12 protein-coding genes are annotated in these 13,193 nt (G+C 60.1%); all 12 read left to right on the top strand.

Annotated elements, in window-relative coordinates; genetic code table 11:
• The first annotated feature begins 43 nt into the window (after positions 1-43).
• A complete protein-coding gene (gene mnmA, locus AC27VU_RS11815) occupies positions 44-1,168 on the top strand; it encodes a tRNA 2-thiouridine(34) synthase MnmA (protein WP_003223826.1) in 1,125 nt (374 codons plus the stop codon).
• The gene (gene hflD, locus AC27VU_RS11810) at positions 1,165-1,788 is read left to right on the top strand and encodes a high frequency lysogenization protein HflD (protein WP_488724121.1); all 624 of its coding nucleotides are present in this window, start codon (positions 1,165-1,167) and stop codon (positions 1,786-1,788) included. Before mnmA ends, hflD begins: the two co-directional genes overlap by 4 nt.
• Before the next feature lie 127 nt (positions 1,789-1,915).
• A complete protein-coding gene (purB, locus tag AC27VU_RS11805) occupies positions 1,916-3,286 on the top strand; it encodes an adenylosuccinate lyase (RefSeq protein ID WP_003223822.1) in 1,371 nt (456 codons plus the stop codon).
• 86 nt (positions 3,287-3,372) lie between these two features.
• Positions 3,373-4,545, top strand: coding sequence for a ribosomal protein uL16 3-hydroxylase (locus AC27VU_RS11800; RefSeq protein ID WP_003223820.1), 1,173 nt, complete (start codon positions 3,373-3,375; stop codon positions 4,543-4,545).
• Positions 4,538-4,963, top strand: a complete 426-nt coding sequence (locus tag AC27VU_RS11795; protein ID WP_003223818.1) for a GNAT family N-acetyltransferase — start codon at positions 4,538-4,540, stop codon at positions 4,961-4,963. The genes AC27VU_RS11800 and AC27VU_RS11795 overlap by 8 nt, the downstream gene beginning before the upstream one ends.
• Positions 4,964-5,206: 243 nt before the next feature.
• Positions 5,207-5,944, top strand: a complete 738-nt coding sequence (locus tag AC27VU_RS11790; protein ID WP_201138135.1) for a secretin N-terminal domain-containing protein — start codon at positions 5,207-5,209, stop codon at positions 5,942-5,944.
• A gap of 473 nt (positions 5,945-6,417) precedes the next feature.
• Positions 6,418-7,743: an isocitrate lyase gene (aceA, locus tag AC27VU_RS11785; protein WP_003223815.1), complete on the top strand. Its 1,326-nt coding sequence runs from the start codon at positions 6,418-6,420 to the stop codon at positions 7,741-7,743.
• A 641-nt stretch (positions 7,744-8,384) separates the two neighbouring features.
• Positions 8,385-8,798, top strand: a complete 414-nt coding sequence (locus AC27VU_RS11780) for an NADH-quinone oxidoreductase subunit A (protein WP_003223812.1) — start codon at positions 8,385-8,387, stop codon at positions 8,796-8,798.
• A 10-nt stretch (positions 8,799-8,808) separates the two neighbouring features.
• A complete protein-coding gene (locus AC27VU_RS11775; protein ID WP_003223809.1) occupies positions 8,809-9,483 on the top strand; it encodes a NuoB/complex I 20 kDa subunit family protein in 675 nt (224 codons plus the stop codon).
• Positions 9,484-9,552: 69 nt separating this feature from the next.
• A complete protein-coding gene (gene nuoC / locus AC27VU_RS11770; protein ID WP_003223807.1) occupies positions 9,553-11,337 on the top strand; it encodes an NADH-quinone oxidoreductase subunit C/D in 1,785 nt (594 codons plus the stop codon).
• Between the two features lie 2 nt (positions 11,338-11,339).
• Positions 11,340-11,837, top strand: coding sequence for an NADH-quinone oxidoreductase subunit NuoE (gene nuoE, locus AC27VU_RS11765; protein ID WP_003223804.1), 498 nt, complete (start codon positions 11,340-11,342; stop codon positions 11,835-11,837).
• A complete protein-coding gene (nuoF, locus tag AC27VU_RS11760) occupies positions 11,834-13,189 on the top strand; it encodes an NADH-quinone oxidoreductase subunit NuoF (RefSeq protein ID WP_064586999.1) in 1,356 nt (451 codons plus the stop codon). Before nuoE ends, nuoF begins: the two co-directional genes overlap by 4 nt.
• Positions 13,190-13,193: the final 4 nt, after the last annotated feature.

Raw genomic sequence — 13,193 nt, 5'->3', positions numbered from 1 at the left:
CTGATAGAATCGCGTCCTTTTTCAAGACACTCATTGAATCCCTATGCGTGATCCAGCCCCTTCTGACACATCCAAGAAGCGCGTCATTGTCGGCATGTCCGGCGGCGTGGACTCTTCCGTTTCCGCTCTCCTGCTGATCGAGCAGGGTTACGAGGTGGAAGGCCTGTTCATGAAGAACTGGGAAGAAGACGACGGAACGGAATACTGCACCGCCATGGACGACCTGGCGGATGCCCAGGCCGTGTGCGACAAGATCGGCATCAAGCTGCACACCGCCAACTTCGCCGCCGAGTACTGGGACAACGTGTTCGAGCACTTCCTGGCCGAATACAAGGCCGGTCGCACGCCGAACCCGGACATCCTGTGCAACCGCGAGATCAAGTTCAAGGCGTTCCTCGACTACGCCATGATGCTTGGCGCCGACCTGATCGCCACCGGCCACTATGTGCGCCGTCGCGACATCGATGGTCGTACCGAACTACTCAAGGGCCTCGATCCGAACAAGGACCAGAGCTATTTCCTGCACGCTGTCGGCGGCGAACAGATCGCCAAGACCCTGTTCCCGGTCGGTGAACTGGAAAAGCCCGAAGTTCGCGCCATTGCCGAGAAATACGAGCTGGCGACCGCCAAGAAGAAGGATTCCACCGGGATCTGCTTCATCGGCGAGCGACGTTTCAGCGACTTCCTCAAGCAATACCTGCCGGCGCAACCGGGCGAGATCAAGACCACCGAAGGCGAAGTCATCGGCCGTCACCACGGCTTGATGTACCACACCATCGGCCAGCGTCAGGGCCTGGGCATCGGCGGCCTGAAAGATGCCGGCGACGAGCCGTGGTACGTGCTGCGCAAGGATCTGGACACCAACGAGCTGATCGTCGGCCAGGGCAACAACCATCCGTGGCTGTTCTCCAGCGCCCTGCTCGCTTCGGAAATCTATTGGGTCAACCCGATCGACCTGAGCCAGCCGCTGCGCCTCACCGCCAAAGTGCGTTATCGCCAGAGCGATCAGGCCTGCACCCTGGAAAAAACCGCCAGCGGCTACCGCGCCGTGTTCGACGAACCGCAGCGCGCGGTGACCCCGGGCCAGTCCGTGGTGTTCTACGACGGTGAAATCTGCCTCGGTGGCGGCGTGATCGAAGTCGCCGAGCCGTGGAGCGGCCAGGCATGAGCCCGACTCAGGAGCAACTGACGGCGCTGGGCGGCGTGTTTCTCGCCGCCGTGCTGGTCGACCGCATTGCCAAGACCGGGCAGACCAGTGAGGCCGGCCTGAGCTGCATGCTCGGCAGCCTGCTGGTGCGCGACCCGAAGGACACACTGGATGTGTACGGTGGCGACGACCTCAATCTGCGCGAGGGTTATCGCGCATTGATCGGCGCTCTCGAGCGCGACCCGAGCACCCTGCAACGCGAGCCGCTGCGCTATGCCCTGTCGATGCTCGGCCTGGAACGCCAACTGGCCAAACGTGACGACATGCTCGACACCATTGGCAAGCGCCTGCCGCAGATCCAGTCGCAAGTCGAACACTTCGGCCCGGCCCACGAAAACGTGATCGCCGCCTGCGGTGCGCTGTATCAGGACACCCTGAGCACCCTGCGCCAGCGGATTCAGGTACATGGCGACATGCGCAACCTGCAGCAACCGAGCAACGCCTCGAAGATCCGCGCCCTGCTGCTGGCCGGCATCCGTTCGGCACGCCTGTGGCGACAGCTCGGCGGGCACCGCTGGCAGTTGGTGATCAGCCGGCGCAAGCTGCTCAAAGAGCTGTATCCGTTGATGCGCAACGAGTAAATCGTCGCGCAATAAAAGTTTTGTAGTCTGTAGCGCGTAATACGCCGGTCAGTTGGCAACGGACCGGCGGATTTTTTCATGTATGATACGCGCCCCATTTCGTTGCCCGACTGTCCGAGAACACCCCATGCAGCTCTCTTCGCTCACTGCGGTTTCCCCTGTTGACGGCCGCTACGCCGGCAAAACCCAGGCCCTGCGCCCGATTTTCAGCGAGTACGGCCTGATCCGTGCCCGCGTCCTGGTTGAAGTGCGCTGGCTCCAGCGCCTGGCCGCCCACGCCGGTATCCCGGAAGTGCCAGCCTTCTCCGCCGAGGCCAACGCCGTTCTCAATGAACTGGCTGAAAACTTCTCGCTGGAGCACGCCGAGCGCGTCAAAGAGATCGAGCGCACCACCAACCACGACGTCAAGGCGATCGAATACCTGCTCAAGGAGCAGGCGGCCAAGCTGCCGGAGCTGGCCAAGGTCAGCGAGTTCATCCACTTTGCCTGCACCAGCGAAGACATCAACAACCTGTCCCACGCCCTGATGCTGCGCGAAGGCCGTGACGACGTGATGCTGCCGCTGATGCGTCAGACCGCCAACGCCATCCGCGAACTGGCGATCCGCTTCGCCGACGTGCCGATGCTGTCGCGCACCCACGGTCAGCCGGCCTCGCCGACTACTCTGGGCAAAGAGCTGGCGAACGTGGTTTACCGTCTCGAGCGCCAGATCGCTCAAGTCGCTGCCGTGCCGCTGCTGGGCAAGATCAACGGCGCCGTGGGCAACTACAACGCGCACCTGTCGGCCTACCCGCAGATCGACTGGGAAGCCAACGCCCGCGCCTTCATCGAAGACGAGCTGGGCCTGGGCTTCAACCCGTACACCACGCAGATCGAACCGCACGACTACATCGCCGAGCTGTTCGACGCGATTGCGCGCTTCAACACCATCCTGATCGACTTCGACCGTGACATCTGGGGCTACATCTCCCTGGGTTACTTCAAGCAGCGCACCATCGCCGGCGAAATCGGTTCGTCGACCATGCCGCACAAGGTCAACCCGATCGACTTCGAAAACTCCGAAGGCAACCTGGGCATCGCCAACGCACTGTTCCAGCACCTGGCGAGCAAACTGCCGATCTCCCGCTGGCAGCGTGACCTGACCGACTCCACCGTACTGCGCAACCTCGGTGTGGGCTTCGCTCACAGCGTGATCGCCTACGAAGCCAGCCTCAAAGGCATCAGCAAACTGGAGCTCAACGAGCAGAAGATCGCCGCTGACCTCGACGCCTGCTGGGAAGTGCTGGCCGAGCCGATCCAGACTGTAATGCGTCGCTACAACATCGAAAACCCGTACGAAAAGCTGAAAGAACTGACCCGCGGCAAGGGCATCAGCCCGGAAGCGCTGCAGACTTTCATCGACGGCCTGGACATGCCAGCCGAAGCGAAAGCCGAGCTGAAACAGCTGACTCCAGCCAACTACATCGGCAACGCTGTAGCGCAAGCCAAACGCATCTGATTCACCGCTTGACCCGTTTGAGACGCCCGGCCGCGCCGGGCGTTTTTATTCCCGTCTGAAAAATGCTTTTTTTCAATAGGTTACACATGAATCCTGATACTCCTCTTCAACTTCTGGGCGGTCTCACGGCGCGCGAATTCATGCGCGATTACTGGCAGAAAAAGCCGCTGCTGATCCGTCAGGCCATTCCTGACTTCGAAAGCCCGATCGACGCCGATGAACTGGCCGGCCTGGCCCTGGAAGAAGAGGTCGAGTCGCGCCTGGTGATCGAGCACGGCGAGCGTCCGTGGGAGCTGCGTCGCGGCCCGTTCGCCGAAGACGAATTCAGCAAACTGCCGGAAAAAGAGTGGACCCTGCTGGTTCAGGCCGTTGATCAATTCGTCCCGGAAGTCAGCGAGCTGCTGGAAAACTTCCGCTTCCTGCCGAGCTGGCGCGTCGATGACGTGATGATCAGCTTCGCCGCCCCAGGTGGCAGCGTCGGCCCGCACTTCGACAATTACGACGTGTTCCTGCTGCAAGGCCACGGCCAGCGCAACTGGAAGATCGGCCAGATGTGCGACTCCGAGAGCCCGCTGCTGCAACACGCGGATCTGCGCATCCTCGCCGAATTCCACGAGACCGAAGAGTGGGTGCTGGAACCGGGCGACATGCTCTACCTGCCGCCGCGTCTGGCTCACTGCGGTGTCGCCGTGGACAACTGCATGACCTACTCAGTTGGTTTCCGTGCGCCAAGCGCCTCTGAAGTGCTGACCCACTTCACCGACTTCCTCAGCCAGTTCCTGACCGACGAAGAACGCTACACCGACGCCGATGCGAAGCCGGTCAGCGATGATCCGCATCAGATCCAGCACGACGCACTCGGCCGCCTGAAAAGCCTGCTCGCCGAGCACATGAGCGACGAGCGCCTGCTGCTGACCTGGTTCGGCCAGTACATGACCGAGCCGCGCTACCCGGAACTGGTGGTTGGCCCGGAAGACGTTGAAGAAGATGACTTCCTCAATGCCCTGCAGGACGGCGCGGTGCTGATCCGCAACCCGAGTGCGCGCCTGGCCTGGTCGGAAGTCGATGACGACCTGCTGCTGTTCGCCAGCGGCCAGAGCCGTTACCTGCCGGGCAAGCTGCGCGAGCTGCTGAAGATGATCTGCGCCGCCGATGCGCTGCATGTCGACAACCTCGGCGAGTGGCTGAACGACGAAGACGGCCGCGGCCTGCTGTGCGAGCTGGTCAAACAAGGCAGCCTGGGATTTGCCGATGAATAAGATTCGCGTACGTGTCGCAGACTGGCAAAAGGACAACGCCGAGATCCGGCGCATTCGTGAAACGGTGTTCATCGCCGAACAATCGGTGCCACCCGAGCTTGAATGGGACGCCGATGACGCGACCGCCGTGCATTTTCTGGCGTTCGAAGGCGACTTTCCGATCGGCACCGCCCGCCTGCTGCCCGACGGGCACATTGGCCGGGTTTCGGTGCTGAAGGACTGGCGCGGCATGAAGGTAGGCGATGCGCTGATGCAAGCGGTCATCGCTGAAGCCGAAGCCCGTGGCCTGCAGCAGCAGATGCTCAGCGCCCAGGTACAAGCCACGGCGTTCTATGAGCGCCTGGGCTTCAGCCTGGTCAGCGAGGAATTCCTTGAAGCGGGGATTCCGCACGTCGATATGGTTCGCCATTCGGCCTGAGACCGCGGCGCGGCTTTCGCGAGCAAGCTCGCTCCCACAGTTGATCTGCATTAGACACAGATTGTGTGTCAGACAGAGATTCAATGTGGGAGCGAGCTTGCTCGCGAAGAGGCCAGCAAAAACACCACAAAACGCCCCGACATCAACCGATGCCGGGGCGTTTTGCTGTCTACGATTCAACTTGCCCCACCCCGGGCCGACAAACTGGCAATATCAAGCCTTTCGAAAGCGGAGATAACGGACATGTCCCTACGCACCCTGCTCACCACCCTGCTGCTCGGCTGCAGCCTGTCGGTGATGGCAGCCACAGAAATCGTGCCTCTCAAGTACCGCACCAGCGCCGACATGCTGCCGATGGCGCAGGACTTCATCGGCAAGGACGGCCAGGTCAGCGCCTACGGCAACCAACTGATCATCAAGGCTGAGCCTGACAAGATCCAGGAAGTCAAAGCGCTGATCACCCAGCTCGACACTGCGCCCAAACGCCTGCTGATCACCGTCGATACCAACGAAAACAACCAACAGAACACTGGCGATCAACAAACCCGGATCATCAACTACAGCACCGCCAGCCGTGATGGCGGCATCCAGCAGATTCAGGCCAGCGAGGGCGCGCCAGCATTGATCCAGGTCGGCCAAAGCGTGCCGATCACCAGCAGCCAGAGCAATTCCTACGGCGATTACAGCAGCCAGACGCAATATCGCAACGTCACCCAGGGTTTCTACGTGACAGCCAGTGTCACCGGCGACATCGTTCATCTGGCGATCAGCACCAATCGTGACCGAATGAGCCAGGAACGTCCCGATGTAGTGAACGTGCAAAGTACCGACACAACCGTCAGCGGACGCTTGGGCGAATGGATCACCCTGGCCGGGGTGAACCGCGAAACCCAGGCCGACAAACAGGGCGCGACCCGCAGCTACTCGACTCAAGGCCGGGATGACATGACGCTGCGGGTCAAAGTCGATTCCCTGGACTAAAGCACCGAAAACTGACTGATTAGTCGTATTAGACGAAAGATGTAGTGCTTGAAAAAAAGCACTACAAAACGTTTGACGGGCCAAAAAAGCGGAGGCATGATGGCCTCGCTCCCGCTAATCAGAGGCCCTGGCAAGGGCCTTCGAAGCGATGTTCGCACCTACCCCGCGAACCGCTTCGTGTCTGTACCGCCCACAAGGTGTGTTTGACGAGGTTGTCGACTGGAACGAAGTTGTCCCGAGGGACGGAAGCGTTATTAGGTAACCCGGCACCACACTGATGTTCGTACCAAGGCCCACGACGCCTGAATGCGCCCGCAGTCCGCCTTTACCTGCTCACTTCCCCTCGAGCCCATCGTTCATCACGTCGCCTCCCCCGCCGAATCCGACTTGACCACCTAAGCTTCTGGTCAGCGAGCGCAGGAATTTTCCACCGCAGAACAACTTTTCATAAAGACGCGACGAGGTTTATCTCCATGGCACTGACACGCGAACAGCAAATTGCAGCCCTTGAAAAAGACTGGGCTGAAAACCCGCGCTGGAAAGGCGTGACTCGCACTTACTCCGCTGCTGACGTCGTCCGTCTGCGTGGCTCGGTTCAACCTGAGCACACTTTCGCGAAAATGGGCGCCGAGAAGCTGTGGAACCTGGTGACCCAGGGTGCCAAGCCGTCCTTCCGCCCAGAGAAAGATTTCGTCAACTGCATGGGCGCCCTGACCGGCGGCCAGGCTGTTCAGCAGGTCAAGGCCGGTATCCAGGCGATCTACCTGTCGGGCTGGCAGGTGGCTGCGGACAACAACTCCGCAGAATCGATGTACCCGGACCAGTCGCTGTACCCGGTGGACTCGGTGCCAACCGTGGTCAAGCGCATCAACAACTCGTTCCGTCGTGCCGACCAGATCCAGTGGAAAGCCGGCAAGAACCCGGGCGACGAAGGCTACATCGACTACTTCGCACCAATCGTGGCTGACGCTGAAGCCGGTTTCGGCGGCGTGCTGAACGCCTACGAGCTGATGAAAAGCATGATCGAAGCAGGCGCCGCCGGCGTTCACTTCGAAGACCAACTGGCTTCCGTGAAGAAATGCGGCCACATGGGCGGCAAGGTACTGGTTCCGACTCAGGAAGCGGTACAAAAGCTGACCGCTGCACGTCTGGCGGCTGACGTTGCCGGTACGCCGACCATCATCCTGGCCCGCACCGACGCCAACGCGGCTGACCTGCTGACTTCCGATTGCGACCCGTACGATCAGCCGTTCGTGACTGGCGAGCGTACTCAGGAAGGTTTCTACAAGGTACGTGCCGGTCTGGACCAGGCGATCGCCCGTGGCCTGGCTTACGCGCCTTACGCCGACCTGATCTGGTGCGAAACCGCCAAACCGGATCTGGAAGAAGCCCGTCGCTTCGCTGAAGCGATCAAGAAGGAATACCCGGACCAACTGCTGTCGTACAACTGCTCGCCTTCCTTCAACTGGAAGAAAAACCTGGACGACGCGACCATCGCCAAGTTCCAGCGCGAACTGTCCGCCATGGGTTACAAGCACCAGTTCATCACCCTGGCCGGCATTCACAACATGTGGCACAGCATGTTCAACCTGGCGCACGACTACGCCCGCAACGACATGACTGCCTACGTGAAGCTGCAGGAGCAGGAATTCGCTGACGCCGCCAAGGGTTACACCTTCGTGGCTCACCAGCAGGAAGTGGGCACCGGCTACTTCGACGACATGACCACCGTGATTCAGGGTGGCTCGTCCTCGGTGACCGCGCTGACCGGTTCGACCGAAGAAGAACAGTTCCACTGATTCGGCTTCGCTGAGCAAACGGCCTTTGCGGATCGGATGGAAAGCTAACCGCAAAGCCGCAAGACTGACGCCCCGACTGGTTCGGGGCGTTTTTTTGCCCGCCGATTTCCCAAAGACCACAACCCCCTGTAGGAGTGAGCCTGCTCGCGATAGCGGTGGGTCAGTCAATGCATGCGCTAGCTGACAAACCGCTATCGCGAGCAGGCTCACTCCTACAGGGATCGACGTCGCTCGGACAAAAACATTGATCCAGAGCGGTACAGATGGCAGAAAAATCAGCTAAAACTGGCGCCACCGCTACTTGCAGTAACAGGCATATAAGACAACTTTCTGTTTACTGCACCGCTAAACAGTTACAAAACCACTCCAAACGATATCAATTATCATTTAGCAGCAACTATGTTCGTTACATTTCCTACAAAACATAATTCGCGGAAACCCGGCTAATGCCCGCACTGCATGGGCTACAGGGCATTGGAGGTGCGCTATGTCCTTATTCCAATAAATAATTTCGCTATAGGAATTTTACTTGCCGGGTGTTTAGCCATAAAATCAGCGCGATTGATTGCTGCGACATATCGTCACTGCCTTATTTCTTTATCAAGCTCAGAGACCTTTGCTCTCTGTTAAGGATTACCAGCATGCCCGAAGCGACAGGACTCATGGCCCACAACTGGGGCTTTGCCATTTTCCTTCTGGGTGTAGTCGGCCTGTGTGCCTTCATGCTCGGCGTCTCCAGCCTCCTCGGGTCAAAAGCCTGGGGCCGCAGCAAAAACGAACCGTTCGAGTCCGGCATGCTACCTACCGGTGGCGCCCGCTTGCGGCTCTCAGCCAAATTCTATCTGGTCGCGATGCTGTTCGTGATCTTCGATATCGAAGCCCTCTTTCTCTTTGCATGGTCTGTGTCCGTCCGCGAAAGCGGCTGGACCGGATTCGTCGAAGCTCTCGTTTTCATAGCAATTCTGTTGGCAGGTCTTGTCTACCTGTTCCGAGTGGGCGCCCTTGACTGGGCTCCGGAAGCTCGTCGCAAGCGGCAGGCGAAGCTGAAACAATGAGGCTTTGGCAATGCAATACAATCTCACCAGAATCGACCCCGATGCTCCTAACGAGCAGTATCCGATTGGCGAACGGGAAACCGTTTCCGATCCGTTAGAGGATCAAGTTCACAAAAACATTTTCATGGGCAAGCTCGAAGACGTGCTGAGTGGCGCGGTCAACTGGGGGCGTAAAAACTCCCTGTGGCCGTACAACTTCGGCCTTTCGTGCTGCTACGTGGAAATGACCACCGCCTTCACGGCGCCCCACGACATCGCGCGCTTTGGCGCCGAAGTGATCCGGGCATCACCGCGTCAGGCCGACTTCATGGTTATCGCCGGTACCTGCTTCATCAAGATGGCGCCGATCATTCAGCGTCTCTACGAGCAGATGCTCGAGCCGAAGTGGGTTATCTCCATGGGTTCGTGCGCCAACTCCGGTGGCATGTACGACATCTACTCCGTGGTTCAAGGGGTGGACAAGTTCCTGCCCGTGGACGTCTACGTACCTGGCTGCCCGCCTCGTCCAGAAGCATTCCTTCAAGGCTTGATGCTGTTGCAGGAATCGATTGGACAGGAGCGTCGTCCGCTTTCCTGGGTCGTTGGCGACCAAGGCGTTTATCGCGCCGACATGCCTTCGCAAAAGGAACAGCGCCGCGAACAGCGAATCGCAGTCACCAACCTGCGCAGCCCTGACGAAGTCTGATCCAGTCTGTTTCAAAGAAACGAGAAGCTGGCTTCATTCTTTACGTTGACCGAAAGCGAAAAAATAACCATGACTACAGGCAGCGCTCTGTACATCCCGCCTTATAAGGCAGACGACCAGGATGTGGTCGTCGAATTGAACAACCGTTTTGGCGCCGAAGCGTTCACCGCTCAGTCGACCCGCACCGGCATGCCGGTGCTGTGGGTGGCGCGCGCCAGACTTGTCGAAGTCCTGACCTTCCTGCGCAACCTGCCCAAGCCGTACGTCATGCTCTATGACCTGCACGGCGTGGACGAGCGTCTGCGCACCAAGCGTCAAGGGCTGCCATCGGGCGCCGACTTCACCGTGTTCTATCACCTCATGTCGCTTGAGCGTAATAGTGACGTGATGATCAAAGTCGCCTTGTCCGAAAGCGACCTGAGCTTGCCGACCGTCACCAGCATCTGGCCGAACGCCAACTGGTACGAACGTGAAGTCTGGGACATGTTCGGCATCGACTTCAAAGGCCACCCGCACCTGTCGCGCATCATGATGCCGCCGACCTGGGAAGGTCACCCGCTGCGCAAGGACTTCCCGGCGCGCGCCACCGAATTCGATCCGTTCAGCCTCAACCTCGCCAAGCAGCAGCTTGAGGAAGAAGCCGCGCGCTTCCGTCCTGAAGACTGGGGCATGAAGCGTTCCGGGGCCAACGAGGACTACATGTTCCTCAACCTGGGCCCGAACCACCCTTCGGCGCACGGTGCGTTCCGCATCATTCTGCAACTCGATGGCGAAGAGATCGTCGACTGCGTACCGGACATCGGTTACCACCACCGTGGTGCCGAGAAGATGGCCGAGCGTCAGTCCTGGCACAGCTTCATCCCGTACACCGACCGTATCGACTACCTCGGCGGTGTGATGAACAACCTGCCGTACGTGCTCTCGGTCGAGAAACTGGCCGGCATCAAGGTGCCCGAGAAGGTCGACGTCATCCGCATCATGATGGCCGAGTTCTTCCGGATCACCAGCCACCTGCTGTTCCTGGGTACCTACATCCAGGACGTCGGCGCCATGACCCCGGTGTTCTTCACCTTCACCGACCGCCAGAAGGCGTACACGGTGATCGAAGCCATTACCGGTTTCCGTCTGCACCCGGCCTGGTACCGCATCGGTGGCGTCGCCCACGACCTGCCGCGCGGCTGGGACAAACTGGTGAAAGACTTCGTTGAATGGCTGCCAAAACGCCTCGACGAATACACCAAGGCGGCCCTGCAGAACAGCATCCTCAAAGGCCGGACCATCGGCGTCGCGCAGTACAACACCAAAGAAGCCCTGGAATGGGGCGTCACCGGTGCCGGCCTGCGTTCGACCGGTTGCGACTTCGACCTGCGTAAAGCGCGCCCATACTCCGGCTACGAGAACTTCGAGTTCGAAGTACCGCTGGCCGCCAATGGCGATGCCTACGATCGCTGCATGGTCCGCGTCGAAGAGATGCGCCAGAGCATCAAGATCATCGACCAGTGCATGCGCAACATGCCGGAAGGCCCGTACAAGGCGGATCACCCGCTGACCACGCCGCCGCCGAAAGAACGCACGCTGCAGCACATCGAAACCCTGATCACGCACTTCCTGCAAGTTTCGTGGGGTCCGGTCATGCCGGCCAACGAATCCTTCCAGATGATCGAAGCGACCAAGGGCATCAACAGTTATTACCTGACGAGCGACGGCGGCACCATGAGCTACCGTACCCGGATCCGCACTCCGAGCTTCCCGCACCTGCAACAGATCCCTTCGGTGATCAAAGGCAGCATGGTCGCGGACTTGATTGCGTACCTGGGTAGTATCGACTTCGTTATGGCCGACGTGGACCGCTAAGCATGAACAGCACGCTTATCCAGACAGACCGTTTCACCTTGAGTGAAACCGAGCGCTCGGCCATCGAGCACGAGCTGCATCACTACGAAGACCCGCGCGCGGCGTCGATCGAAGCCCTGAAGATCGTTCAGAAAGAACGCGGCTGGGTGCCGGATGGCGCCCTGTACGCGATCGGCGAGATCCTCGGCATCCCGGCCAGCGACGTTGAAGGCGTGGCGACGTTCTACAGCCAGATCTTCCGTCAGCCGGTCGGCCGCCACATCATTCGCGTCTGCGACAGCATGGTCTGCTACATCGGCGGCCACGAGTCGGTGGTCAGCGAAATCCAGAACAATCTGGGCATCGGCCTGGGTCAGACCACCGCCGACGGTCGTTTCACCCTGCTGCCTGTCTGCTGCCTCGGCAACTGCGACAAGGCACCGGCGCTGATGATCGACGACGACACCTTTGGCGACGTGCAGCCTGCCGGCGTGGCCAAACTGCTCGAGGGCTACGTATGACCCTGACATCTTTCGGTCCTGCCAACCGCATCAAGCGTTCGGCCGAGACTCACCCGCTGACCTGGCGTCTGCGTGATGACGGCGAAGCCGTGTGGCTCGACGAATACCAGGCCAAGAACGGTTACGCCGCTGCGCGCAAAGCCTTTGCCGACATGGCTCAGGACGACATCGTCCAGACCGTGAAAGACGCCGGCCTCAAAGGCCGCGGCGGTGCGGGCTTCCCCACTGGCGTGAAGTGGGGCCTGATGCCCAAGGACGAATCCATCAACATCCGCTACTTGCTGTGCAACGCGGACGAGATGGAACCGAACACCTGGAAAGACCGCATGCTGATGGAGCAACTGCCCCATCTGCTGATCGAAGGCATGCTGATCAGTGCCCGCGCACTGAAAACCTACCGTGGCTACATCTTCCTGCGTGGCGAGTACACCACCGCCGCCAAGCACTTGAATCGTGCCGTGGAAGAAGCCAAGGCTGCGGGCCTGCTGGGTAAAAACATTCTGGGCAGCGGTTTCGACTTCGAACTGTTCGTCCACACCGGCGCCGGGCGTTACATCTGCGGTGAAGAAACCGCACTGATCAACTCCCTCGAAGGCCGCCGCGCCAACCCGCGCTCCAAGCCGCCCTTCCCTGCCGCCGTTGGCGTGTGGGGCAAGCCGACCTGCGTGAACAACGTGGAAACCCTGTGCAACGTGCCGGCGATCATTGCCGACGGCGTTGACTGGTACAAATCGTTGGCCCGCGAAGGCAGCGAAGACATGGGCACCAAGCTCATGGGCTTCTCCGGCAAGGTCAAGAACCCTGGCCTGTGGGAACTGCCATTCGGCGTCACCGCTCGCGAGCTGTTCGAAGACTACGCCGGCGGCATGCGCGACGGTTACAAGCTCAAGGCCTGGCAGCCAGGTGGCGCCGGTACCGGTTTCCTGTTGCCGGAACACCTCGACGCACAGATGTACGCCGGCGGCATCGCCAAAGTGGGCACCCGGATGGGTACCGGCCTGGCGATGGCGGTGGACGACAGCGTCAACATGGTCTCCTTGCTGCGCAACATGGAGCAGTTCTTCGCCCGCGAGTCGTGCGGCTTCTGCACCCCGTGCCGTGATGGTCTGCCATGGAGCGTCAAGCTCTTGATGGCCATCGAAGAAGGCCGCGGTCAGCCAGGCGACATCGAGACCCTGCTGGGTCTGGTCGGCTTCCTCGGCCCAGGCAAGACCTTCTGTGCTCACGCACCGGGTGCCGTGGAGCCGTTGGGCAGTGCCATCAAATACTTCCGTCCAGAGTTCGAAGCCGGTATCGCGCCTGCAAGCGCCGCCGTCCCGCCTCTGGCAAGGCCGATCGTAGTCGGCGCGTAAACGC

It is taken from the genome of Pseudomonas sp. 14P5.3.2, assembly GCF_057799175.1.
Note: the sequence above shows the minus strand (reverse complement) of the source record. Positions and strands in the feature narration are given on the sequence as shown.